This is a genomic window from Rhizobium sp. Root1212 (assembly GCF_001424985.1).
Taxonomy (GTDB): Bacteria; Pseudomonadota; Alphaproteobacteria; order Rhizobiales; family Rhizobiaceae; genus Pararhizobium.
The window spans coordinates 1,413,810-1,438,540 of record NZ_LMDA01000001.1 but is presented as its reverse complement, the minus strand read 5'-3'; the positions used below and the strand labels follow the sequence as shown (position 1 = coordinate 1,438,540).

23 protein-coding genes are annotated in these 24,731 nt (G+C 63.2%); 11 read left to right on the top strand and 12 right to left on the bottom strand.

Going from position 1 to position 24,731, the window contains the following annotated elements:
• Window positions 1-46: 46 nt before the first annotated feature.
• The 3 genes from ASC86_RS06840 to ASC86_RS06830 form a co-directional block, all read right to left on the bottom strand.
• Window positions 47-244 carry a hypothetical protein gene (locus tag ASC86_RS06840; RefSeq protein ID WP_056317893.1) on the bottom strand — a complete coding sequence of 66 codons (198 nt, stop codon included), beginning with the start codon at window positions 242-244 and terminating at the stop codon, window positions 47-49.
• A gap of 89 nt (window positions 245-333) precedes the next feature.
• The gene (locus ASC86_RS06835; protein WP_056317889.1) at window positions 334-681 is read right to left on the bottom strand and encodes a hypothetical protein; all 348 of its coding nucleotides are present in this window, start codon (window positions 679-681) and stop codon (window positions 334-336) included.
• Between the two features lie 75 nt (window positions 682-756).
• Window positions 757-1,266 (bottom strand): DUF992 domain-containing protein, encoded by a 510-nt coding sequence (locus ASC86_RS06830; RefSeq protein WP_056317886.1) that lies wholly within the window; start codon window positions 1,264-1,266, stop codon window positions 757-759.
• Between the two features lie 272 nt (window positions 1,267-1,538).
• Here ASC86_RS06830 and ASC86_RS06825 point away from each other — a divergent pair, with 272 nt between their 5' ends.
• The 6 genes from ASC86_RS06825 to ASC86_RS06800 all read left to right on the top strand — a co-directional run bounded on the left by ASC86_RS06825 (window position 1,539) and on the right by ASC86_RS06800 (window position 10,147).
• Window positions 1,539-3,794 (top strand): transglycosylase domain-containing protein, encoded by a 2,256-nt coding sequence (locus ASC86_RS06825; protein WP_056317881.1) that lies wholly within the window; start codon window positions 1,539-1,541, stop codon window positions 3,792-3,794.
• Window positions 3,795-4,021: 227 nt separating this feature from the next.
• Complete coding sequence (gene dnaK / locus ASC86_RS06820) at window positions 4,022-5,941, top strand: molecular chaperone DnaK (protein ID WP_056317877.1); 1,920 nt, start codon at window positions 4,022-4,024, stop codon at window positions 5,939-5,941.
• Window positions 5,942-6,206: 265 nt separating this feature from the next.
• Window positions 6,207-7,331, top strand: a complete 1,125-nt coding sequence (gene dnaJ, locus ASC86_RS06815) for a molecular chaperone DnaJ (RefSeq protein ID WP_056317874.1) — start codon at window positions 6,207-6,209, stop codon at window positions 7,329-7,331.
• A 135-nt stretch (window positions 7,332-7,466) separates the two neighbouring features.
• On the top strand, window positions 7,467-8,189 hold the full coding sequence (locus ASC86_RS06810) for a glutathione S-transferase (RefSeq protein WP_056317871.1): 723 nt from the start codon (window positions 7,467-7,469) through the stop codon (window positions 8,187-8,189).
• A 61-nt stretch (window positions 8,190-8,250) separates the two neighbouring features.
• Window positions 8,251-9,375, top strand: coding sequence for a DNA replication/repair protein RecF (gene recF, locus ASC86_RS06805; protein ID WP_056317869.1), 1,125 nt, complete (start codon window positions 8,251-8,253; stop codon window positions 9,373-9,375).
• A gap of 1 nt (window position 9,376) precedes the next feature.
• Window positions 9,377-10,147, top strand: coding sequence for a molybdopterin-synthase adenylyltransferase MoeB (locus ASC86_RS06800; protein WP_056318379.1), 771 nt, complete (start codon window positions 9,377-9,379; stop codon window positions 10,145-10,147).
• A gap of 7 nt (window positions 10,148-10,154) precedes the next feature.
• Here ASC86_RS06800 and ASC86_RS06795 read toward each other — a convergent pair whose 3' ends face one another.
• Window positions 10,155-11,159: a D-glycerate dehydrogenase gene (locus tag ASC86_RS06795; protein WP_056317865.1), complete on the bottom strand. Its 1,005-nt coding sequence runs from the start codon at window positions 11,157-11,159 to the stop codon at window positions 10,155-10,157.
• Between the two features lie 198 nt (window positions 11,160-11,357).
• Between ASC86_RS06795 and ASC86_RS06790 the strand changes: the two genes are divergently transcribed.
• Window positions 11,358-11,894 carry an SH3 domain-containing protein gene (locus tag ASC86_RS06790; RefSeq protein ID WP_056317862.1) on the top strand — a complete coding sequence of 179 codons (537 nt, stop codon included), beginning with the start codon at window positions 11,358-11,360 and terminating at the stop codon, window positions 11,892-11,894.
• Between the two features lie 6 nt (window positions 11,895-11,900).
• Here ASC86_RS06790 and ASC86_RS06785 read toward each other — a convergent pair whose 3' ends face one another.
• Complete coding sequence (locus tag ASC86_RS06785) at window positions 11,901-12,893, bottom strand: adenosine kinase (protein ID WP_056317858.1); 993 nt, start codon at window positions 12,891-12,893, stop codon at window positions 11,901-11,903.
• Window positions 12,894-13,027: 134 nt separating this feature from the next.
• Here ASC86_RS06785 and ASC86_RS06780 point away from each other — a divergent pair, with 134 nt between their 5' ends.
• Window positions 13,028-14,245: an MFS transporter gene (locus ASC86_RS06780; RefSeq protein WP_056317855.1), complete on the top strand. Its 1,218-nt coding sequence runs from the start codon at window positions 13,028-13,030 to the stop codon at window positions 14,243-14,245.
• On the opposite strand, the gene nth is transcribed toward ASC86_RS06780, so the two are convergent.
• Window positions 14,246-15,007, bottom strand: a complete 762-nt coding sequence (nth, locus tag ASC86_RS06775) for an endonuclease III (RefSeq protein ID WP_056317854.1) — start codon at window positions 15,005-15,007, stop codon at window positions 14,246-14,248. It abuts the gene before it with no gap.
• 23 nt (window positions 15,008-15,030) lie between these two features.
• Between nth and ASC86_RS25600 the strand changes: the two genes are divergently transcribed.
• Both ASC86_RS25600 and ASC86_RS25595 read left to right on the top strand, forming a co-directional pair.
• Window positions 15,031-15,528, top strand: coding sequence for a DUF2244 domain-containing protein (locus ASC86_RS25600; protein ID WP_056317847.1), 498 nt, complete (start codon window positions 15,031-15,033; stop codon window positions 15,526-15,528).
• A gap of 63 nt (window positions 15,529-15,591) precedes the next feature.
• Window positions 15,592-16,464 (top strand): bifunctional helix-turn-helix domain-containing protein/methylated-DNA--[protein]-cysteine S-methyltransferase, encoded by an 873-nt coding sequence (locus tag ASC86_RS25595; RefSeq protein WP_056317843.1) that lies wholly within the window; start codon window positions 15,592-15,594, stop codon window positions 16,462-16,464.
• Window positions 16,465-16,612: 148 nt separating this feature from the next.
• Here ASC86_RS25595 and ASC86_RS06760 read toward each other — a convergent pair whose 3' ends face one another.
• The 6 genes from ASC86_RS06760 to mepA all read right to left on the bottom strand — a co-directional run bounded on the left by ASC86_RS06760 (window position 16,613) and on the right by mepA (window position 22,646).
• On the bottom strand, window positions 16,613-17,248 hold the full coding sequence (locus ASC86_RS06760; RefSeq protein WP_056317840.1) for a 2,3-bisphosphoglycerate-dependent phosphoglycerate mutase: 636 nt from the start codon (window positions 17,246-17,248) through the stop codon (window positions 16,613-16,615).
• Between the two features lie 27 nt (window positions 17,249-17,275).
• Window positions 17,276-18,094 carry a 4-hydroxy-tetrahydrodipicolinate reductase gene (gene dapB, locus ASC86_RS06755; protein ID WP_056317839.1) on the bottom strand — a complete coding sequence of 273 codons (819 nt, stop codon included), beginning with the start codon at window positions 18,092-18,094 and terminating at the stop codon, window positions 17,276-17,278.
• A 15-nt stretch (window positions 18,095-18,109) separates the two neighbouring features.
• The gene (locus tag ASC86_RS06750; protein WP_056317836.1) at window positions 18,110-19,927 is read right to left on the bottom strand and encodes an ABC transporter ATP-binding protein; all 1,818 of its coding nucleotides are present in this window, start codon (window positions 19,925-19,927) and stop codon (window positions 18,110-18,112) included.
• A gap of 89 nt (window positions 19,928-20,016) precedes the next feature.
• Window positions 20,017-21,054, bottom strand: coding sequence for a glucokinase (locus ASC86_RS06745; RefSeq protein WP_056317835.1), 1,038 nt, complete (start codon window positions 21,052-21,054; stop codon window positions 20,017-20,019).
• 43 nt (window positions 21,055-21,097) lie between these two features.
• Complete coding sequence (locus tag ASC86_RS06740) at window positions 21,098-21,478, bottom strand: methylglyoxal synthase (RefSeq protein ID WP_056317832.1); 381 nt, start codon at window positions 21,476-21,478, stop codon at window positions 21,098-21,100.
• A gap of 112 nt (window positions 21,479-21,590) precedes the next feature.
• Window positions 21,591-22,646 (bottom strand): penicillin-insensitive murein endopeptidase, encoded by a 1,056-nt coding sequence (mepA, locus tag ASC86_RS06735; RefSeq protein WP_056317829.1) that lies wholly within the window; start codon window positions 22,644-22,646, stop codon window positions 21,591-21,593.
• A 193-nt stretch (window positions 22,647-22,839) separates the two neighbouring features.
• Here mepA and ASC86_RS06730 point away from each other — a divergent pair, with 193 nt between their 5' ends.
• Window positions 22,840-24,717 (top strand): extracellular solute-binding protein, encoded by a 1,878-nt coding sequence (locus ASC86_RS06730; RefSeq protein ID WP_056317827.1) that lies wholly within the window; start codon window positions 22,840-22,842, stop codon window positions 24,715-24,717.
• Window positions 24,718-24,731: the final 14 nt, after the last annotated feature.

Sequence of the window (24,731 nt, the reverse complement as noted above, 5' to 3'; positions counted from 1 at the left end):
CATGGCCGGGTAAATGCCTTGGCAGCCGGTTCGTTCCGAAAAAAAATCAGGCCATGCCGGCGGGATCGCCGATCGGCAGCAGGGCCGGATCGAGCACCGGATCGTTCGGATTCTTGGTATCGCCCTTGTCGATGATCGGCGGGTTGGCGGGCTTGTCCTGGCCGCGGTCGGGCAGTCCCGGCGTCGGTTGCGGACCGCGCGGCGTCTCGGCGGTGGGCGTCGATAGAGGGTCGCGATTGGGCATGATGGTCTCCTTTTCGGTTGCGACGCACCGCTTTTGGTGCGGGGCCCGAAAAGGGAACGGGAGGGAAGCGGGATGGTTCCCGGAAAGGCTCAGCTTCTGTCGGCGACGGCATTCAGCCGGCCGCGCGAGCGCGAGGATGTGCGGGCTGCAAGCAGCGTGGCCGCCAGCTTGCGCTCCTGCGGGGTGAACAGCGGTTCGTATTGCGGTTTCAGGATCAGCGCCTCCATCGAGGCATCCGCCATATCTTGCTGCTGCAGGCGTTCGAGGCCGGTCACGCCGGGCTGTTCCAGCAGCTTGCGGGCGGCTGTGACGCCACCCTGCAGCAACACGAACCGGCGCAGCAACACCGGCCGGAAACCGGCCTTGGCGCGGAGATCGTAGATTGCCAGCATATCCCTGTGAAAATCGGCTTCCAGCGAGCCGGTCGTGCGCTTCATGAAAGCCTCATCAAAGGGCAGCCGGCGCAAGGATGCGCCGGCCAGCCAGTTATTTCTATCGGTGGGCGATCGCCATCAGCTGGGCGTCAGGGTGATCGAGGTGCCGGTTGCGGCGAGATTAAGCCCGAGCTGGCCGGTGACGCTGATGGTCTGCAGCTGGATCGAACCCGAAGTGCCGCCCACAAGGATATTGGTGCCGATGCCGGCAAAGACCGTCGCTTCGGCCGTCGCGCCCTGATAGAGGCCACCGAGCGAACCGCGATGATAGCCGGCGGTCGGAGCGAAGACGGCCCAGGCAAGACGACCCTGGGTGGTGAAGCCGAGATCGACGCCCATCTTGCGGATCACGCCGGTATACCGGTCCTGCGTGCCCTTGGTCGAACTGAAGGTGCAATCGAGGTTCTTGGCAGATCCGAGCACATAGCCGACACCGCCGCCGACATCGCATGTCAGCATGCCGATCTTGACGCCGTCGTAGTCGTCGGCCTCCTTGTAGGTGGCGACGGGGTCCGCGGCATAAGCCGCCGTCACGAAGGCCTGTGCGAGAGAGGCCGCAGCAACGATCGTCGCAATGGTCCTTTTCATTGGGTTCTCCTTAAGGTTCAGCCCTGCCCATAAACGAATATATAGCGGGCGCCTTGTTTCCACCAAGGGTGTTAAAACGGCGAAATTGCGATGGTTAACGCGCCGCCCCTACCTATTGTTGCCTATCCCACGGGAATCTCTCGGGAAATTTTGAAAAGCCCATTTGCAACTTCTTAACCACACCTTAAATCGCCGCAATTACAGTCCAAGCGATCGATCATTCGGGCGGACCATCGCGCCGCCATCAAGCTTTCGGAGCAGCTTCCCCCGGCATGGCATCAAAAGGCAGATCACGGCAGAGAGTAGAGCCGTCCTTCGGCGAAGAACGGGGTGACGACGACGCGCTGGATTTCAGCGCGGGCGAACGCGTCACCAGCGGTGGCCGCAAGGCATCCTCCTCCGAAAAGCCCGCCGGCAAGTCGCGTCCTACCCCGGAAAAGCGCGCTGCAAGCACCACGGCAAGCCGCCGCAGCAGCCGCCGTGAACCGGGCCTCGGCTTTTTCGGCGCGATCCGCCGGTTGATCTACTGGGGTATCGTTCTCGGCATCTGGGGCGCGATTGGCGCCGGCGGCCTCGTTCTCTATTACGGTTCGCGCATGCCGAGCGCCACGAGCTGGACCATTCCCGAGCGGCCGCCGAACGTCAAGATCATCGCGGTCGACGGAACGGTGCTTGCCAATCGCGGCATGACCGGCGGCGAGGCGCTGTCGCTGGAGGAAATGTCGCCCTATATCCCGCAGGCCGTCGTTGCCATCGAAGACCGGCGCTTCTATTCGCATTTCGGCGTCGATCCGCTCGGCCTTGCCCGCGCTGTCGTCACCAACCTGACGAGCGGCCGCATGGTGCAGGGCGGCTCGACGCTGACCCAGCAGCTGGCGAAGAACATGTTCCTCTCACCCGAGCGCACGCTGGAGCGCAAGGTGCAGGAAGTGCTGCTCTCCTTCTGGCTGGAGCAGAACTACACGAAGGACCAGATCCTGTCGATGTATCTGAACCGGGTGTTCTTCGGCTCGAACGCCTATGGGGTCGAGGCCGCGTCGCGCCGCTACTTCAACAAATCCGCCCGCGACGTGAACCTCGGCGAAGCCGCGATGCTGGCCGGTCTTTTGAAGGCACCCTCGCGCCTGTCGCCGGCACGCGATCCGCAGGCGGCCGAAGAGCGCGCGCAAGTCGTGCTCGGCGCGATGCGCGAGGAAGGCTATATCTCCGACGCCGAGATCAAGACGGCGATGTCGCAATCGCCGACGAAGGCCAAGAGCTTCTGGTCCGGCGCGCAATATTATGCGGCCGATATGGTCATGGACCAGCTGCCGGGCATGATCGGCAAGATCGATCAGGATCTGGTCGTCGATACGACACTCGATCTGACGCTGGAAAAGAAGGCCGAAGAAACGCTCGCCGCCCGTCTCGATGCCGAGGGTGAAAAGCTGAATGTCTCGCAGGCGGCGCTTGTTTCGATCGACGGCACCGGCGCGATCCGCGCCATCGTCGGCGGCCGCGATTATGCGACGAGCCAGTTCGACCGCGCCGTCAAGGCCAAGCGCCAGCCGGGCTCCGCCTTCAAGCCCTTTGTCTATGCCGCCGCCATGGAGATCGGCCGCACGCCGATGTCGGTGCGCAACGATGCCCCCGTCAGGATCGGCAACTGGACGCCGCAGAACTACGACGAGAAGTATCGCGGCGAAGTCTCGCTCGCCGAGGCACTTGCCAATTCGCTGAACACCATCGCCGCCCAACTCGTGATGGAAGTCGGCCCGCAGAACGTCATCAAGCTCGCGCACCGGCTCGGCATCGAATCGGAGCTGCAATCCAACGCGTCGATCGCGCTCGGTACGTCGGAAGTGAGCCTCCTGGAGCTGACCTCGGCCTATGCTCCCTTCATGAACGGCGGCTTCAAGGCGACGCCGCATATCATCCGTCGCATTTCGACGGCCGATGGCAAGGTGCTCTACGAAAACACCTATGACAGCCCGCCGCGCGTGCTCGATCCGGCCATCGTTTCGGAAATGAACCAGATGATGCTCGGCGTCATCGACCACGGCACCGGCAAGAACGCCCGTCTCAAGGGCTGGGATGCCGCCGGCAAATCCGGCACGACGCAATCCTTCCGCGATGCGCTGTTCGTCGGCTTCACCAGCAATCTCACGACCGGCGTCTGGTTCGGCAATGACGACGGCAAGTCGATGAAAAAGGTGACGGGTGGTGGTCTGCCGGCCAAGGCCTGGCACGACTTCATGACGGCCGCCCACGAAGGTCTCTCACCATCACCGGTCTTCGGCACGGCGGGCGTCGATCCCGTCTTTGACCAGAATGCGCCGGCAAATGTTGGCGATGTGATTTCCGGCAATTTCGGCGATGCGCCGGCTGGCGAATTCCCCGAACGCCCGCAGGTGGCGACCGATGGCGAGGCGGCGCAGTTCCCGGCGGCGAACGACAATTCCGGCCTGATGCCGCCCGCTGACGTCGGCCAGACGACCGGCGCGACCACCCGGCGCACGACGCTCTTCGACATCCTGACAGGCGGCTAAACCGCCGGCCGGGTTACGGTAAATTTCGCTTGGCCGCCAGCGGCAGATTTTCGGGGTCTTTTTGCCCGTTTTCCAGCGCTTCAATGCCTTGCAGTCCCGAAAACCCCTCCTTATATACGCCCCATCACCGCGGCTTTCCGGCCGTGGCACACCCAGACCATCCCGTTAGGGGCTGTCCCATGAATGCCTGACCGGGTTCCGACAGTCCGCTGCAAGGAGAGAACGACATGGCTAAAGTAATCGGTATCGACTTGGGTACGACCAATTCCTGCGTCGCCGTCATGGACGGTAAGGACGCGAAGGTCATTGAAAATGCCGAAGGTGCGCGCACGACGCCTTCGATCGTTGCATTCAACGACGACGGCGAGCGTCTGATCGGCCAGCCGGCCAAGCGTCAGGCCGTCACCAACCCTGAAAACACGCTGTTCGCCGTCAAGCGCCTCATCGGCCGCCGTTACGACGACAAGCTCGTGGAAAAGGACAAGGGCCTCGTTCCCTACAAGATCGTCAAGGGCGACAACGGCGATGCCTGGGTCGAAGCGCACGGCGACAAGTATTCCCCGTCGCAGGTCTCGGCCATGATCCTTCAGAAGATGAAGGAAACCGCCGAATCCTATCTCGGTGAAAAGGTCACCCAGGCCGTCATCACCGTTCCCGCATACTTCAACGACGCCCAGCGTCAGGCAACCAAGGATGCCGGCCGCATCGCCGGTCTCGAAGTGCTGCGCATCATCAACGAGCCGACTGCTGCGGCACTCGCCTACGGCCTCGACAAGAAGGACGGCAAGACCATCGCCGTTTACGACTTGGGCGGTGGTACCTTCGATATCTCGGTTCTCGAAATCGGCGACGGCGTCTTCGAAGTGAAGTCGACGAACGGCGACACCTTCCTCGGCGGTGAAGACTTCGACATGCGTCTGGTCGAATACCTCGCAGCCGAATTCAAGAAGGATCAGGGCATCGACCTGAAGAACGACAAGCTTGCCCTGCAGCGCCTCAAGGAAGCTGCGGAAAAGGCCAAGATCGAACTGTCGTCCTCGCAGCAGACCGAAATCAACCTGCCGTTCATCACGGCGGACGCTTCCGGTCCGAAGCACCTGACCATGAAGCTGTCGCGCGCCAAGTTCGAAAGCCTGGTTGACGATCTGGTCCAGCGTACCGTTGCACCGTGCAAGGCAGCCCTCAAGGATGCCGGCGTCACCGCAGCCGAGATCGACGAAGTTGTTCTGGTCGGCGGCATGAGCCGCATGCCGAAGGTACAGGAAGTCGTAAAGCAGCTGTTCGGCAAGGAGCCGCACAAGGGCGTCAACCCGGATGAAGTCGTCGCTCTCGGCGCCGCCATCCAGGCCGGCGTTCTCCAGGGCGACGTCAAGGACGTGCTGCTGCTCGACGTGACCCCGCTGTCGCTCGGCATCGAGACCCTCGGTGGCGTCTTCACCCGTCTGATCGAGCGTAACACCACGATCCCGACCAAGAAGAGCCAGACCTTCTCGACCGCCGAAGACAACCAGAACGCCGTGACCATCCGCGTTTCGCAGGGCGAGCGCGAAATGGCTGCAGACAACAAGCTGCTCGGCCAGTTCGACCTCGTCGGCATTCCGCCGGCACCGCGTGGCGTTCCGCAGATCGAAGTTACCTTCGATATCGACGCCAACGGCATCGTGCAGGTTTCGGCCAAGGACAAGGGCACCGGCAAGGAACACCAGATCCGCATCCAGGCTTCCGGCGGTCTGTCTGACGCCGACATCGAGAAGATGGTCAAGGATGCCGAGGCCAATGCCGAAGCCGACAAGAAGCGCCGCGAAGGTGTCGAAGCCAAGAACCAGGCCGAAAGCCTGATCCACTCCTCGGAAAAGTCCCTGAAGGAGTATGGCGACAAGGTCACCGAAGCCGACCGCAATGCGATTTCGGATGCGATCGCCAGCCTGAAGACGGCTGTCGAAGCCTCCGAGCCGGATGCGGAAGACATCAAGACCAAGACCAATACGCTCATGGAAGCCTCCATGAAGCTTGGTCAGGCCATGTATGAGGCGCAGCAGACCGAAAGCGCCCATGCGGATGCCGCAGCCGATGCAGCCCGCGATGGCGACAACGTCGTCGACGCCGACTACGAAGAGATCAACGACGACGGCAAGAAGTCGGCCTGATCTTTTCCGCAAGGAAAATGAAAAGAACCCCGGAGCGCCTGCGTTCCGGGGTTTTTGTTGCCGCTTGCCGGGCTTTTTTGTGTCTGCTGCGGTGCAGCGGCGCAACGCGTCCGCCCGAACCGTCGATTTTGAGGCAAAAAACCGCATGTCCGCAGGTTTGGCTATGGTATCGCGCGTGAAGGTTTACTAAATCCTTCTCACGGAAATCAGGCGACCGCCGGACGGCCGGTCCCGGTGCGACCACACGACAGGACAACCCGCACGAATGAAACGTGATCTTTACGAAACGCTCGGCGTTGCGAAAACGGCGGACGAGAAGGAGCTGAAGAGCGCCTTCCGCAAACTGGCGATGAAATATCACCCGGACAAGAACCCCGGTGATGCCGAGTCGGAAAAGACCTTCAAGGAAATCAACGAAGCCTACGAGACGCTGAAGGACCCGCAGAAGCGGGCTGCCTACGACCGCTACGGTCACGCCGCTTTCGAGCATGGCGGCATGGGTGGCGGCGGCGGCATGGGTGCTGGCGGCTTCTCCGATATCTTCGAAGACATCTTCGGCGAGATGATGGGCGGGCGTCAGCGCCGTTCCTCCGGCGGCCGAGAGCGCGGCGCCGACCTACGCTACAACATGGAGATCAGCCTCGAGGAGGCCTACAGCGGCAAGACGGCGCAGATCAGGGTTCCGACCTCGATCACCTGCGACGTCTGCACCGGCACGGGCGCCAAGCCCGGCACCAAGCCTTCCACCTGCTCCACCTGTCAGGGCGCCGGCCGCGTCCGCGCCGCCCAGGGCTTCTTCTCGGTCGAGCGCACCTGCCCGACCTGTCACGGCCGCGGCCAGACCATCACCGATCCCTGCACCAAGTGCCACGGCCAGGGCCGTACCACCGAAGAGCGCTCGCTCTCGGTCAATATCCCGGCCGGCATCGAGGACGGCACCCGCATCCGCCTTTCCGGCGAGGGTGAAGCCGGCCTGCGTGGCGGCCCGGCGGGCGATCTCTATATCTTCCTCTCGGTCAAGCCGCATGCCTTCTACCAGCGCGATGGGGCCGATCTCTATTGCAGCGTGCCGATCTCGATGACGACGGCCGCACTCGGCGGTAAGTTCGACGTGGCAACCCTCGACGGCACCAAGTCGCGGGTTTCGGTGCCGGAAGGCACCCAGGCCGGCAAGCAGTTCCGCCTCAAAGGCAAGGGCATGCCGGTGCTGCGCTCCAGCCAGATTGGCGATCTCTATATCCAGATGCAGATCGAAACGCCGCAGAAGCTCACCAAGCGTCAGCGCGAACTGCTGAAGGAATTCGAGGAAATCTCCTCCAAGGAGAACAACCCGGAATCGGCGGGCTTCTTCTCGCGCATGAAGGATTTCTTCGACACGCTCAGCGATTGATCGCATCCGAGGATGAAAAACGACAAGGCCGGAGGTTCCAATCTCCGGCCTTGTCGTTTGTGACGGGCATGGCCCTTGGCGGAACGATCGCCGCCCCTAGTTTCTCCCAGGCCGATCGGAGCATAGGGGAAGGCCATGGCCTACGAGCTTTATTATTGGGACGGTATTCCCGGACGCGGCGAATTCGTGCGGCTGGCGCTCGAATACGCAAAGGCCGATTACATCGATGTCGCCCGCCAGAAGGGCGGCACCGAGCGCATGATGGCGATGATCAAGGGTGAGAGCGCGGCCTTTGTGCCCTTTGCGCCGCCTTTCCTGAAGGACGGCGAACTGATCGTCTCCCATGTCGCCAACATCCTGCTTTATCTCGGCGAAAAGCTCGCTCTGGCGCCCTCTGACGTGCAGGGCCGCCTCTTCGCTCACGGGCTGCAGCTGACGATCACCGATTTCCTCACGGAAATCCACGATTGCCATCATCCGGTCGGCACCTCGCTCTATTACGAGGATCAGAAGGAGGAGGCCAAGCGCCGCTCCGAAGTCTTTCTCGCCGATCGTGCGCCGAAATTCCTCGGCTATTTCGAGAAAATCCTTGCCCATGGCTCGCAATCGAATGCGGTGGGGGATCGACTGAGCTATGTCGATCTGTCGCTGTTTCATCTGGTGGAGGGGCTGCGTTATGCTTTCCCGCAGGCGATGGAGGGCGACGGCGCCCGCTACCAGCGCCTCGTCGCCCTGCATGACCGGGTATCCGAGCTGCCGCAGATCGCCGCCTATCTCCGCTCCGACCGGCGGCTGGCCTTCAACCAGTCCGGCATCTTCCGCCATTATCCCGAACTCGATGCGCTGAACGGGCCGTGACGGCTTGCCATCGCGGCCAAGGCGGCTTAGCTCTGCCGGCAGAAGTGCAACCGGACAGATCATGCCGCACAAGGTTTTCCTCACCCGCCTGAAGCTCGTCGACTTCCGCAATTATGCGGGCCTGTCGCTCGATCTCGACGCGCGGCATGTGGTGCTGACCGGCGAAAACGGTGCCGGCAAGACCAACCTCATGGAAGCCGTCTCCTTCCTCTCGCCCGGCCGAGGCCTGCGCCGCGCCGCCTATGGTGATGTCGCCCGCGTCGGTTCCGATGGCGGTTTTTCCGTCTTTGCCGAACTGGAGGGCATGGAAGGCGGCGTCGAGCTTGGCACCGGCACGCTGGGCGGTGAAGACGGCCAGTCGCGCCGGCTGCGCCTCAACGGCACGACGGCCAAGAGCGTCGACGAACTGCTCGATCACCTGCGCGTGCTCTGGCTGACGCCGGCCATGGACGGGCTTTTCACCGGCGGCTCCGGCGATCGCCGCCGCTTTCTCGACCGCCTCGTCCTGTCGCTCGATCCCGAGCATGGCCGCCGCGCGACCGACTTCGAGCGCGCCATGCGCAGCCGCAACAAGCTGCTCTCCGAGCCGCGTCCCGATCCGGTCTGGCTGACCGGGCTGGAGCGGCAGATGGCCGAGCTTGGCATCTCCATGGCCCATGCGCGCCACGAAATGTTGAGCCTGCTTGCAACGCTGGTCGAAAAGAACTGGCAAGGCGGTGTCTTCCCCGCTGCCGATCTTGCCCTTTCCGGCTTTCTCGATGGCGAATGGCATCGTCCGGCCGTCGATCTCGAAGAGCAATATCTGGAGATGCTGCAGGCCGGCCGCTACCGCGATGCCGCCGCCGGCCGCACGCTGGACGGCCCGCATCGCAGCGATCTGCTCATCCGCCACCGCGCCAAGGACATGGAAGCCGCACGCTGCTCCACCGGTGAGCAGAAGGCGCTGCTGGTTGGCCTCGTGCTCGCCCATGCCCGGCTCGTCTCGAACTTGACGGGCCATGCCCCGGTGCTGCTGCTCGACGAAATCGCCGCCCATCTCGACGAGGGCCGGCGTGCCGCGCTGTTCGATCTGGTCGACGATCTCGGCGGCCAGGCCTTCATGACCGGCACCGATCGCTCGATGTTTGCAGCGCTGGGCGAACGTGCCCGTCACCTCACAGTTGCCAATGGCAGCGTTTCCGGGTGAGATGCATCCCATGTCCTCGCTCAGCCCTGAAGAAATAAGCCGCTACGCTCGCCACATCGTCCTGCCCGAGGTGGGTGGGGCAGGGCAGCAGAAGCTGAAGGCAGCGCGCGTGCTGGTCATCGGCGCGGGCGGGCTTGGCGCGCCGGTTCTGCTCTATCTCGCCGCTGCCGGTATCGGCACCCTCGGCGTGGTCGATGACGATCATGTGTCGCTGTCCAACCTCCAGCGCCAGATCATCCACGGCACGCCCGATATCGGCAAAACCAAGGTGGAAAGCGCCGAAAACGCTGCTGCGCGAATCAATCCCCATGTGACCTTCGTTGCGCACGCCACGCGCCTCGATGCCGGTAATGTGGAAAGCCTGCTGTCGGCTTACGATATCGTCGTCGATGGTTCCGACAATTTCGCGACGCGCTATCTCGTCGCCGATACGGCTGAGCGGCTGAAGGTGGCCCTCGTCACCGGCGCGGTCGGCCGCTTCGATGGCTCGCTGACGGTGCTGCAGCCATGGCTTTCGGCCAAGGATGGCCGCCTCAATCCCCGCTACCGCGACCTATTTCCTGAGCCGCCGGCAGCGGGTGTCGTACCCTCCTGCGCCGAGGCGGGTGTTATCGGCGCGCTGACCGGTGTGATCGGAACATTGCAGGCTATGGAAGCGATCAAGCTGATCACCGGTGCCGGCGAGCCATTGGTCGGACGGCTGCTGCTTTACGATGCGCTTGCCGCCCGCTTCGAGACGATCCGCTACCGCCGTAAGGACCGGCCGGCCTGACGGTAAATCAGACCCGGTTCGGCAGCACCCGGTCCGGTGGCCGGTGGCCGTCGAAGAAGGTGCGGATATTGATCACCACCTTGTCGCCCATGTCGATGCGGCCTTCGAGCGTCGCCGAACTCATATGCGGCAACAGCACCACCTTGCCCTCGGCGGCGAGCTTGACCAGCTTCGGATTGACGGCCGGTTCGTTCTCGAAAACGTCGAGCCCGGCACCGGCGATCTTGCCTTCGCGCAGGCATTTGATCAGAGCGGTTTCATCGACGATGCTGCCGCGTGCGGTGTTGACGAGGTAGCTCGTCGGCTGCATCAGCGCCAGCCGCCGGGCCGAAAGCAGATGGTAGGTCGCCGGCGTCGCGGGGCAGTTGACCGAGACGATATCGACGCGGGCGAGCATCTGGTCGAGGCTGTCCCAATAGGTCGCCTCCAGCGTTTCTTCGGTCTCGCGGCTCACGCGCTTGCGGTTGTGATAGTGGATCGAAAGCCCGAAAGCCTTGGCGCGGCGGGCAACGGCGGTGCCGATACGGCCCATGCCGACGATGCCGATGCGCTTTCCCGCAAGGCGACGGCCGAGCATCCAGGTCGGCGACCAGCCGGCCCATTCGCCCCGCCGGTCCGTCAGGATATTGGCGCCCTCGATCAGCCGGCGCGGCGTGGCCAGAACCAGCGCCATCGTCATGTCGGCTGTATCGTCGGTCAAGACGTTCGGCGTGTTGGTGACGGTGATGCCGCGACGGGCGGCAGCATCGACATCGATATGGTCGACGCCGTTGGAGAAACTGGCGATCAGCTTCAATTGCGGCCCGGCCTGCTCGATCAGCGCCGCGTCGATCCGGTCGGTCAGCGTCGGCACGAGCACGTCGGCGCGCTTGACGGCGGCCACCAGTTCCGGCTGGCTGCGCGGCGTGTCGTCGATATTCAGTTCGGCGTCGAACAGCTCGCGCATGCGGGTTTCAACGACATCCGGCAGCTTGCGGGTGATATAGACCCTGGGTTTTTTCTTTGCGGTCATCGGCGCCTGACTTGAAGCTTGTTGACGGGTTCTTAACCAAGATGAGTGATCGTCGTCCCGCAGAGCATTTTCTACCAGACCCGGTGCGGAAGACAAACGAAACTCTGAATCTTCTCCGGCGAATTGTTTGCGAAAATCCCGCGCCGATCTGAAGTCTGCCTGCAAGCCACTGATTTTTTTATAAAAGCGGATTTCGTCATGCGTAGGGTTCTGTCCAGCTTCGTCGTCGCTGCGGTTTGTGCCGCAAGCTTGGCCGTCGCGGCCATGCCGGCTTTCGCCCAGGCTGCCAAGGGGCCGAGCGGCCTGCCGCTGCCGCGTTTCGTCAGCCTCAAGTCCAAGAGCGTCAATCTGCGCGTCGGCCCGAGCACGGATTACGCGATCTCCTGGCGCTACATGCGCTCGGGCGTTCCGGTCGAGATCGTCCAGGAATATGACAACTGGCGGCGTATCCGCGATGCCGATGGTTCGGAAGGCTGGGTCAACCAGGCGCTGCTTTCGGGTGACCGCACGGCGATCACCGCGCCGTGGATGCGCGGCAAGGGCGACGAAGTCTTCGTCAACATGCGCCGCGATCCCCAGACGGGTTCCGCGATCGTCGCCCGCATCCAGCCGGGCGTCGTCGTTCATGTCGGCGAGTGCAACGGCGACTGGTGCCGCGCCGATGCGCAGGGCACCGAGGGCTGGATCGCCCAGAGCGAAATCTGGGGCGCCTATCCCGGCGAAGCCTTCAAGTAATCCGGTTCAGAGAAGCCCGGCCGACTTTGCCGCCTCCGAAAGCGAGATCATCGGGCGCGGCCCGATCTGCTCGATGACGATGCCGGCGGCAAGGCTGCCGAGCTTGCCGCAATCGGCCAGCGAGCGGCCGGTCGTGTAGCCGAACAGGAAGCCGGCGGCATAGAGATCGCCCGCGCCGGTCGTATCGACCAGATCCTCGATTTCGGTCGCCTCCACCCGCACCCGCTCATCGCCGCGAACGACGATCGAACCTTCCTCGCTCATCGTCACCGCCGCCAGCTTGCAATCCTTGGCGATACTGTCGAGCGCAAGCCCGAAATCCTCGGTCTCATAGAGCGCCAAGGCCTCGGCGCGATTGGCAAAGACGATATCGACGGTGCCGGAGCGCATCAGGTCGAGGAATTCGGCCCGGTAGCGGTGGACGCAGAAACTGTCGGACAGCGTCATTGCCACTTCGCGACCGTTCGCATGGGCGATGCGCGCGCATTCGCGGATCGCATCCTTGGCGCGCGGCGGGTCCCAGAGATAGCCTTCGAAATAGGTGACCTTGGCCTCGGCCACCACATCGGCTTCGACATCCTCCGGCCCGAGTTCCACGCAGGCGCCGAGATAGGTGTTCATCGAGCGCTCGCCATCCGGCGTCACGAAGATCATCGAGCGGGCGGTCGGCGGAGCCGAGGGGAGGGGCTTGGTCTCGAAATGCACACCCTGGGCGCGGATGTCGTGGGTGAAGATATCGCCGAGCTGGTCGCTCGCAATCTTGCCGAAATAGGCGGCGCGTCCACCGAGGCTGGCGACGCCCGCCGCCGTGTTGCCGGCGCTGCCGCCGGAAGCTTCGAGCGCCGGCCCCATGCGGGAATAGAGCAGCTCTGCGCGGTCGCCGTCGATCAGGTTCATCGCGCTCTTGATAATGCCGTTGTGAACGAGGAATGCGTCGTCGCAACGGGCGATGATATCGACAATCGCATTGCCGACCGTGAGCACGTCGAATTTCGTCATGGGGAACCGCCTGGAAAATATGCTTCAGCCGGTATCCGGTAATAGCGGATTTATGGCTTGAGGAAAGCGGAAATGCTCCATCACTTTATTTTTAACTGATTCCGCTTCGCAATTTTGCGTCACATGCTCTAGAGATGACGCCAGACAGGAGAGTTTCCGTGGCCAGTATTCCCGCCGAAGGCGCGCCCGCCTCGCTTTCCACGCCGATGACGCTGCTGCTTGCCGCAGCCTGTGGCCTGATCGTCGCCAATCTCTATTACGCGCAGCCGCTGATCGGGCCTATCAGCGCCACGCTTGGCCTGTCGCCGGCCGCAGCCGGCCTGATCGTCACCCTGACGCAGATCGGCTATGGGCTTGGCCTGCTGTTTATCGTGCCGCTTGGCGATCTCTTCGAAAACCGCCGGCTGATCCTTGTCATCACCGGGCTCGGTACGCTCGCGGTCATCGGCGCCGGCCTGTCGCAAACGCCGCTGCAATTCCTGACGGCGGCGCTGTTCATCGGCATCGGGTCGGTCGCGGTGCAGGTCATCGTGCCGTTTTCCGCCCATATGGTGGCGGAGGAGCATCGCGGCGCGACCGTCGGCAATGTCATGAGCGGGCTGATGGTCGGCATCATGCTGGCGCGGCCGGCCTCCAGCTTCATCGCCGACTTCCTGCCGTGGCATATGGTGTTTTTCCTTTCGGCCGGCGTGCTGGTGGCGCTGATGCTGGTGATCGCCCGCGCGCTTCCGGATCGCGTACCGCAGGCGGGCCTGAGCTATGGCGAACTCCTGTCCTCCATGGGCCGGCTGTTCATCGCCACGCCGATCCTGCGCCGCCGCGCGCTTTACCAGTCCCTGCTTTTCGGCGCCTTCAGCGTGTTCTGGACCACGACGCCGCTGCTGCTGTCGGGGCCTGAGTTCGGCCTCTCCCAGGGCCAGATCGCGCTTTTTGCGCTGGCCGGAGCCGCAGGTGCGGTCGCCGCCCCGATTGCCGGGCGCATGGCCGATCGCGGCTGGAGTTTCTGGGCCACCCGCGCCGCCATGGCCTCCGTCGCCGTCGCCTTTCTCATGACCCATATCGCGCCGGCCGGCTCGACGCTGGCTTTGGCGCTCCTGACAGTCGCGGCGATCCTGCTCGATTTCGGCGTCACGACCAATCTCGTGCTCGGCCAGCGGGCGATCTTCTTGCTGGGCGCGGAATATCGCAGCCGGCTCAACGGCCTCTACATGACGATCTTTTTTTCCGGCGGCGCCATCGGCTCGGCGATCGGCGCTTATCTCTATGCCGGCGGCGGCTGGGGGGCGGCTTCGCTGTTCGGGATCGCCTTTCCGGTGGCCGCTCTCCTCTACGCGTTCACCGAGAAGCGCTGATCACGGCAAAGGCGGGTCCATGAACTGCTGCGGCAGTTCGACCAGCGGGGCGGGGATGGTGTTGGTCTTTTCCGCCGCCTTGCAGATATCGGCGATCACGCAGCGCAGACATTCCGGCTTGCGGGCCTTGCAGCAATAGCGTCCGTGCAGGATCAGCCAGTGATGGGCGTGATAGAGGTAATGATCGGGAATGATCCGCATCAACTGGGCCTCGACCTCGTCCGGGGTCTTGCCCGGCGCTAACCCCAGCCGGTTGGCGATGCGGAAGATATGGGTATCGACCGCCATGGTCGCCTGGCCGAAGGCCATGGAGAGCACCACATTCGCCGTCTTGCGGCCGACGCCCGGCAGCGTCACCAGTTCCTCGCGAGTGCGCGGCACCTCGCCGCCGAAATCCGCGATCAGCTTCTCGCTGAGCGCGATGACGTTCTTGGCCTTGTTGCGGTAGAGACCGATGGTCTTGATGTAGTCGCGAACCGTGTCCTCGCCGAGCGCCACCATCTTTTCGGGCGTATCGGCGGCGGCAAACAGCGCGCGCGTCGCCTTGTTGACGCCGGCATCGGTGGCCTGCGCCGAAAGCGCCACGGCAACGACCAGCGTGAACGGATTGACGTGTTCGAGTTCCCCCTTCGGCTCCGGTCGCTGGATGGAGAAGCGGCGGAAGACCTCCGCGATCTCGTCCTTGCTATAGGCGGTCTTCGGCAGCGTCTTGCTGCGGGTTTTTGCGGGCGCGGATGCTGTTTTCGGTTTCGCGTTTTTCATGAAGCCATCTATAATTGCCAGCCATGAACGATGGCAATGGCGAGATGACGATCAACGACAAGCCGGTCTTCGAGGCCGAGCTGACGCCCTATCGTTCGCTTGGAATGAAGGGTTTCAAGGTCTTCTTCCTGATCGCCGGGCTGATGAGCTTCGTCCACATCTTCGTCTTCACCATCATGGGTGCCTGGCCGGTCGTGTTCTTCTTCGGGCTCGATTACCTGCTTTTGTTCGGCGCCTTCTGGCTGAACTACCGCGCCGCCCGCGCCCGCGAGGAAATCTCGGTGTCGCGCACCGATGTCCGCGTGCGGAAATTCACCCCAGCCGGCGCGATGACGGAGCTGAACTTCAACCCCTTCTGGGCGCGCTTCGACATCGCCCGCCATCAGGAAATCGGCATCGTCTCGATGAACCTCAGCGACCGCCGCCGCGCCACCGATATCGGCATGTTCCTCAACCGTGATGACCGCGAAAGCTTTGCCACCGCCTTTTCCCGCGCCCTTGCCACGGTAAAGCGCCGTTGAGGCAAGAAACGGGTGGCTACAGGCTACCCACAGTGATTATCTCCCCTACAAGGAGATAAGATCATGAACATCACGACCGCAATCCCCACGGATATCACCCCCAAGGGCAGCGACTACGACGTCGTCAGCCGCGTCGTCGAACTCCTGACCGAGAACTACCGCGAGCAGCCCTCTCTCGACGCGATTGCCGGTGAACTCGGCCAGTCGCCGACGCAGCTGCAAAAGACTTTTACCCGCTGGGCGGGCCTGTCGCCCAAGGCCTTCCTGCAGGCGGTGACGCTTGATCACGCCAAGCGCCTGCTGCGGCAGGAGGAACTGCCGCTGCTCGAAACCAGCTACGAACTCGGCCTTTCCGGCCCCGGCCGGCTGCACGATCTGTTCGTCACCCACGAGGCGATGTCGCCCGGTGAATGGAAGCAGCGCGGCGCGGGCCTGACGATCCGTTACGGTTTCCACCCGTCGCCCTTCGGCGTCGCGCTGGTGATGGTCACGGATCGCGGTCTTGCCGGCCTTGCCTTCAACGATGCCGGCCACGAACGCGAAAGCTTCGAGGATATGGCCGGCCGCTGGCCGAATGCCGTCTATGTCGAGGATAGTGCTACAACGGCAAGCTATGCCGCCCGCATCTTCCAGGCGGATCGCTGGCGTGAGGAGGAACCGTTGCGCATCGTGCTGATCGGCTCGGATTTCCAGGTCCGCGTCTGGCAGACGCTGTTGAAGATCCCGATGGGCAAGGCAGTGACCTATTCCGACATCGCCTGCGATATCGGCCAGCCGACCGCCTCGCGCGCCGTCGGTGCTGCTGTCGGCCGGAACCCGATCTCCTTCGTCGTGCCCTGCCACCGGGCGCTCGGCAAGAGCGGGGCGCTGACGGGCTACCACTGGGGGCTCACCCGAAAGCGCGCCATGCTCGGCTGGGAGGCCGGCAAGGTCTGAAACGAAAAAAGGCCGGAGCGATCCGGCCTTTCTCTTTCGTACTCACCTCTTGGTCATTCTCTGCCTGACCCGAGAATCCACGTTGCTTGGCATGGATGGTCGGGTCGCGTCCGATCATGACGGAGGAGAGGGCGTTTTTACGCCCCGCTCAATGCGCGCCGGACATATCGCCCAGCACTTCCTTGGACGCGACGGTGGAATCCGCATTCAGCTTGTAGACCATGGGAACGCCGGTCGCGAGGTTCAGCGCCAGGATCTGCTCCTTGGTCAGCCGGTCGAGTACCATCACCAGCGAGCGCAACGAGTTGCCGTGGGCGGCAACGAGAACGTTCTGGCCGGCGAGGACGCGCGGCAGGATGTCGGTGAGGTAATAGGGCCAGACGCGGGCGCCGGTGTCGCGCAGGCTTTCGCCGCCCGGCGGCGGCACGTCATAGGAACGGCGCCAGATGTGAACCTGCTCCTCGCCCCATTTGGCGCGGGCGTCGTCCTTGTTAAGGCCGGAGAGATCGCCGTAGTCGCGCTCGTTCAGCGCCTGGTCGCGGATCGTTTCGAGGTCCGGCTGGCCGACATTGTCGAGGATGATCTTGCAGGTGCGCTGGGCGCGCGACAACGCAGAGGTGAAGGCGATGTCGAACTTGATGCCGTAATCGGCAAGTGCCTTGCCGCCGGCATTGGCTTCCTGAACGCCGAGTTCCGTCAGGTCCGGGTCCTTCCAGCCGGTGAAGAGGTTCTTCAGGTTCCAGTCGCTTTGGCCGTGGCGAACAAGGACAAGGGTTCCGCTCATGGGATGATTGCTCCTCAAGAAAAAAGATCAGTTGAGCCCGAGCACGTCGAGCATGGTGTAGAAACCGGGCTTCTTGTCGCGCGCCCAGAGAGCGGCGGTGACGGCACCGCGGGCGAAAATGCCGCGATCGGTGGCGCTGTGCGACAAGGTCACCTGCTCGCCTTCGCCGGCGAGGATGACGGAATGTTCGCCGATGACGGAGCCACCGCGCAGCGTGGCAAAGCCGATGCTGCCGGCAGCGCGGGGGCCGGTATGGCCGTCGCGCACCCGCACGGAGTGGTCGGCCAGATCGATGCCGCGGCCGCGGGCGGCGGCTTGTCCGAGCAGAAGGGCGGTGCCGGACGGCGCGTCGACCTTGTGCTTGTGGTGCATTTCCAAAACCTCGATATCCCAGTCGTCGGGACCAAGCGCCTTTGCCGCCTGCTGCGTCAAGACGCCGAGCAGGTTGACGCCGAGGCTCATATTGCCGGATTTGACGATGCGGGCATGACGGGCAGCCGCCTTGATCCTGGCGTCGTCATCGGCTGAGCAGCCGGTGGTGCCGATCACGTGGACGATGCGCGCCTGCGCGGCCAGCCCGGCAAATTCGACCGTTCCGGCCGGCGAGGTGAAATCGAGCACGCCTTCGGCTTCGACAAAAGCTTCGAGCGGCTTATCGGTGATGGTGACGCCCGTAGGGCCGAGGCCCGCCAGTTCGCCCGCGTCGCGGCCGACGAAAGGGGAGCCGGGGCGCTCGACGGCGGCAAAGACGGTGACGCCTTTCATCGCATGGATGGTGCGGATCAGCGTCTGTCCCATACGGCCGGCGGCGCCGACCACGACGAGTTTCATATCCGTACCGCTCATGCCTGAAACGCTCTCCTATTCTTCGGTTGCGGGCTGTTCTTCCGCGCTAGCCTGCTTTTCCATGCCGCCCTGCAGATTGTGCAGGCGAGCGTAGAGACCGTCGCTGCGCCGCGCAAGCGCCTCGTGTGTGCCTTCTTCCATCACCAGACCGTCGCGCATCACGATGATCTTGTCGGCATTGACGATGGTCGAGAGCCGATGGGCGATGACGACGACCGTGCGGCCGGCCATGGCATGGTCGAGCGCCTTCTGCACCGCGGCTTCCGATTCGGTATCGAGCGCCGAGGTTGCCTCGTCGAGCAGCAGGATCGGCGCCTTGCGCACCAGCGCGCGGGCGATGGAGAGCCGCTGGCGCTGGCCGCCGGAGAGCGTCACGCCGTTTTCGCCGACCGGCGTGTCGTAGCCCTGCGGCTGCGCGGCGATGAAATCATGGGCATAGGCAAGCTTTGCCGCTTCCTCGATATCTGCATCCGTGGCGTCTGGCCGGCCGTAGCGGATGTTGTCGCGGATCGAGCCTTCGAACAGGTAGGGCTGCTGCGAAACATAGGCGAGGCCGTTGCGCAGCGATTGTTTGGTGACATGGGCGATGTCCTGCCCGTCGATCAGGATTTCGCCGGAGCCGGGGTCGTAGAAACGGGGAATGAGGCTGATTACTGTCGACTTGCCGGCGCCGGAGGGGCCGACGAGCGCGGTGGTCTTGCCGCCCTCGGCGATGAAGCTCACGCCCTTCAGGATATCGCCGCCCGCGCCATAGCCGAAATGCACGTTGCGGAACTCGATCTGCGCCTGGTCGAGCTTCAGGTCGGTCGCATCGGCAAGGTCGCGCTGGTGCGGCACCGTGTCGAGGATTTCGTAGATCATGCGGGCATTGACGACGGCCCGCTCGAGGCTCACCTGCAGGCGCGCGAGGCGGCGGGCCGGGTCATAGGCCATCAACAGCGCCGTGACAAAGGCGAAGAAGGCGCCAGGCTGCACGCCGCTATAGATCGAACGGAAGGCCGCATAGGCCAGTACGCTGGAAATGGCGAAGCCGGCAAAGGCTTCCGTCATCGGCGCGGTGCGCTCGCTGAGGCGGGCGATGCGGTTTGCCCGGTTCTCGGCGCGCTCGATAATCGCCTCCACCTTGGCCTTCAGCGGGTTTTCCATGGTGAAGGCTTTGACGATGGTGATGCCCTGGATGGTCTCCTGCATCGCCCCCAGCACATGGCTGTTGATCTCGACGGATTCGCGCGTCGCCTGTCGCAGCCGGCGCGAAACGTAGCGCAGGCCGAGCAGAAGCGGCGGCGCGATGACGAAGACGATCAGCGTCAGCAGCCAGTCCTTGCCGATCATCACGCCGATCAGGGCGATGAGGGTCAAGAGATCGCGGGCGATCGAGGTCACCGTCATGTTCAGGACATCGCGGATGCCGGAGACGTTCTGGCTGATCTGGGCCGAGATACGGGCGGAGCGGGTATCGCTGAAGAAACCGACGCTGAGCGCCATCAGGTGGCTATAGAGCCGGCGCTGGTAGCTGGCGACGATGTTGTTGCCGATCTTGGAAAGCGCCACGGCCTGGCCGTAGGTGGCAAAGCCGCGCAGCACGAAGGCCGCGAAGATTGCACCGCAGATGACGAGCACGATATCGGCGCGCTTGTTGGCGAAGGCCTCGTTGACCACCGATTCCATGATCCAGGCCGAAAACGCCGTCGTTGCCGCCACCACGATCAGGCAGAACACCGCAAAGGCGTAGCCCTTGAGATGGGCGCGGCCGTTTTCGCGGACGACGCGTTTCAAGACGCTGGTGATGGTTTCCGCATCGACATGCGGATGCGTGGTCTTGCTTGGTTTCAAAGGCTGTAATCCCTCGCCCGACAGGTGTTTTACCGGGCTCTATAGTCGTTGCGCCGCCCTTTGGCGAGTCTTGGCGCAACGGCAAGGGCTCAACTTCTCCAGCGGCGTCCCTCTGTGGCAACACCGAAGCGCGACGGCGTGCGCGCATAGGCCGCAAGGCCCGAAAGCGCTGCGGTCGGGTGGGTGATCACAAAGGTCGGGATGGTTCTGAGCAGGGCCGAATGCGGCGCCTTGTCCTCGAAGGCCGCGCGGAACTCGGGTTTTTTCAGCGCCGGCAGGATTTTTTGCGAAATGCCACCAGCCAGGAACACGCCGCCGCGAGCCATGAAGATCATCGCCATGTCGCCGGCGACGCGGCCGAGATAGGTCGCAAACAGCGACACGGTTTCCACCGCAGCGGCATCGCCGCCGGAAAGCGCATGACTGGTGACGCCGGCCGGATCGGGAATATGCGGGTCGCGGCCATCGGCTTCGCAGACGGCACGGTAGATGTTCATGAGGCCGCGGCCGCACAGCAGTTGCTCGCCGGAAATGCGGCCTTCGATCGGTTCGAGGAACGGCCAGATGTGGAAATCGCGCTCGCTGCGTGGGCCGACGTCGACATGGCCGCCTTCGCCGGGAACGGGAAACCACGTGTGGCGGGCATGCAGCAGGCCGGCGACGCCGAGACCGGTGCCGGGGCCGAGCACGGCGCAGGACGCTGCCGGCAGGATTTCCCCGGAGCCGACCTGCTCGCGTCCCTCTTCGTCGATCGAGGCGACGGCCAGCGCCTGCGCCTCGAAATCGTTGATGATGATCACGTCCTGCAGGTTCAGCGCGATCATCATGTCCTTGGGCTTGATCACCCAGCCGGCATTGGTCAGTGGAATTTCGTCGCCGTTGATCGGGCCGGCAATGGCGATGATCGCCGAACGCGGCTGGACGGAGGTCTTGTCGAGAATGCTGGTCTGCAGCGCTTCCTCGATGCTGGCATAATCGCCGGTCGGGATGATCGGGAAAAGCTTGGGTTCCGCATAGGCGTCGAGCAGCAGCGCGAAGCGGGCATTGGTGCCGCCGATATCGCCGACGAGGATGGGGAAAACGAAAGTCGCGTCGGTGTCGTCGAGGTGGGGCTGGTGCGATTGCATGGCGATCCGTTCCGAGGCTGCGAGTGTATGTCGGAAAGCTTTATCAGGCTTGGTTGAAGGCGATCAACTGTTCCGCCGTCGCACGATTGAGCGCCATCGGAATATCGTAGACGGTCGCAAGCCGCATCAGCGCCTTGACGTCGACGTCGTGGGGCATGGCCGTCAGTGGATCGGTGAAGAAGATCAGCATCTCGACCTCGCCGGTGGCGATCATCGCGCCGATCTGCTGGTCGCCGCCGAGCGGGCCGCTTTTCAACCGGGTGATATCGAGGCTGGGACAGGCTTCCTGCACGCGGCCGCCGGTCGTGCCGGTCGCGACGATCCGCCATTGGGAAAGCACCCGTTCATGGGCTTTGGCGAAGGCTGCGAGATCGGCCTTCTTCTCGTCATGGGCAATCAGCGCCACGCATTTTTGCGACGACATGGGTCCATCCTCGCTCACTTTAAATCGATTTGATTTCTGTACAGGAGGATGAAGTGGTTGGGAAGGGAATAGGGAGCAGCGATGAGGCGGAAAAATCCCATTCGCTATTTGCTCAGTCGAGCGGCCGAGGCGTCGGCACCGGAACCGGTAAATCGCTTGCCGCCTGTTCGGCGCTGGCATTGATGACGGCTTCGATGGAAGGCGTGTTGGCTGCGGGGGCGGTATAGGCAGTGCCGTAAGTCGCGGCGGCTTCCGAATTTGCCGGGGCGGCGAGCACCGCACTGCAGGCCTTCGGTAGGTCGGCGAGCGTGGTGAATTTCGGCTTCACCGGCTTGGCGTTGGGGTCCTTCTTCGGCGTCGCCCAGGGCTCCTTTGTGAACCACCAGGCAAGCGACTTGTCGCAGCCGTCACCGGCCGCCACCGGAGCTTGTGGTTTGCAGCCTGGCGCGCCTTCCGGGCAGTGGATGCGGATATGGAAGTGCTCGTCATGGCCGTAGACCGGGCGCACCTTGCCGAGCAGTGAGCGGTCGCCTGTCCAGGTGTCGCAGAGCTTCTTCTTGATCGCCGGATTGACGAAGACGCGCTCGACCTGCGGATAACTTGCCGCCTGCATCACCAGCCGGGCGTGGGTCGGGGTCCAGCGCTGGTTGCTCACGGTCAGGAACTTGCTCTTGTCGAGCATGGAGGTAAACGGCATGTCCTCACGCTGCTGCGCCGTCAGCGGCTGCGCCGGCTTCGGCGTGAACCAGATATCAGCATCGAGGCCGATCTGGTGGGAGGCGTGGCCGGTCAGCATCGGCCCGCCGCGCGGCTGCGAGATATCGCCGATCAGGATGCCTGATCCCCAGCCAAGGCCGGCGGCATCCTGTGAAAATCGCTCGAGAAGCTGGATCATCGCCGGATTGCCCCAACGGCGATTGCGCGACAGGCGCATGGCCTGCCAGGTCGGGCCATCGGTCGGGATCGCGACGGCGCCGGCCATGCAGCCCTTGGCATAGAAGCCGATCGGGCTCGGCGCCCCCTCACTCGGCAGCGTCACCTTGCCGAAAATCTGCTTGGCCGGTTCGGCGGCCATCGCATCGATGCTGCCGAGGCCGATCAGGGCGGCCGTCAAGACGGAGATGGTGCGCCGCAAACGAGGGGAGAGGAAGGGCCGGTTGTTTGCCATGGGTCGTCCAGTATCGATGAAGCAAGCCGCATTTTCCGGCCGGGGCCGAGAGGGTCTCATACCGCCTTTGCCCGAGCCTTGCGGCTCCGCAGGGGTGCGCAAAAAAGATGCCTGATTTGAGGCGGGTTCTGTCATTTGTCCTGATTTTGCCTATTCTGTCCGCCAAAGCATGCGAAAAAAGGGAAGGCGCTATATGCGGCGGATTGGCTCGATCATCGGAAAGACGCTTCAGGGGATTATCACGGCGACTGCTTTGGCCGGCGCAGCCCTGCTTCTGGCAGGCCCCGTAGCGGCGCAGGAGCCCGTCTGGCATGAGGGAACCGCGACGGTTGGTGAACTGAAGTACCAGGACGGCTTCCCCCGCTTCGACTATGTCAATCCCGATGCACCAAAGGGTGGCGATCTTCATCTGACGGCCATGGGTACGTTCGATTCGCTCAACCCGCTGCTTGCCAAGGGCGAAGTCGCCGGCGGCGTGGCCGGTCTCGTCTATGAGACGTTGATGAAGTCGTCGCTCGACGAGATCGCCTCGGATTACGGCCTGCTGGCCGAGAAGATCGCCTATCCCGACGATTTCGCCTGGGTGAAGTTTCGCCTGCGGGCAGAAGCCAGATGGCAAGACGGCCAGCCGGTGACGCCGGAAGATGTCGTCTTCTCCTTCGACAAGGCCAAGGCGCTCGACCCGCAACGTGAATTCTACTACGCGCATGTGCTGAAGGCCGAAAAGACCGGCGACCGGGAAATCACCTTCACCTTCGACCAGAAGAACAATCGCGAGCTGCCGAAGATCGTCGGCGAGTTGGTGATCGTGCCCAAGCACTGGTGGGAGGGCAAGGACGCCAAGGGCAAGCAGCGCGACATTTCCAAGACATCGCTGGAAATCCCGATGGGTTCCGGCCCCTACAAGCTCGCTTCGATGTCTCCGGGATCGACGACCCGCTTCGAGCGCCGTGAGGACTATTGGGGCAAGGACTTGAACATCAATATCGGTCAGAACAATTTCGGCGCGCTGATCTATTCCTACTACGCCGATCTCGATGTCGCCTTCGAAGCCTTCCGCTCCGGCAATGCAGATTACTGGTGGGAGAATTCCGCAAAACGCTGGGCGACGGCCTATGATTTTCCGGCCGTCAAGGATGGCCGCATCAAGCTGGAAAAGCTGGAAAACGAATACCGCAACCGCGGTGTTCTCGTCGGCTTCATCTTCAATCTGAAGCGCGACAAGTTCAAGGATATCAGGGTGCGCGAGGCGCTTAATTACGCCTTCGATTTCGAGGAACTCAACCGCACGATCTTCTACAATCAGTATTCGCGCATCGACAGTTTCTTCTACGGCACCGAGCTTGCGGCAAGGGGCGTTCCGGAAGGCCGCGAACTCGAAATCATCAACGAGATGAAGGGAGAACTGTCGCCGGAGATCGTAGAGCAGATCATGAAGCCCTATACGAGCCCGGTGGGTGGCGATCCGAAGAAGGTGCGCGACAATCTCCGCCAGGCGATCGCGCTTTTCAAGGAAGCCGGTTACGAACTGAAGGGTAACCGCATGGTCAATACCAAGACCGGCCAGCCCTTCACCTTCGAAATCCTGCTGGACGGTCCGACGATCGAGCGCGTCGCGCTGCCCTTCGCCCAGAGCCTCAAGAAGATCGGCATCGAGGCCAGCGTGCGCACGGTGGATTCCTCGCAGTTCACCAACCGTTGGCGCTCGCGTGATTTCGATGTCTTCTATCAGGGCTGGGCGCAATCGCTCAATCCGGGCAACGAGCAGGCGGAATACTGGGGCTCGCAGGCGGCCAATCGCGACGGCTCGCAGAATTATTCCGGCATCAGCGATCCCGGCCTCGATGCGCTGATCAAGCGCATCATCTACGCCAAGGATCGCGACGAGCTGATTGCCACGACCAAGGTTCTGGATCGGGTGCTGCTTGCCGAGCACATCGCGGTGCCGAGCTATACGGCGCGCAACTCCCGCATCGCCTATTCGGCCGATCTCGAACATCCGGCCGCTCTGCCGGAATATTCGACCGGTTTTCCGACGATCTGGTGGCGCAAGAGTGCCGGCTCCCAATGAGGGCCTTGCGCTCT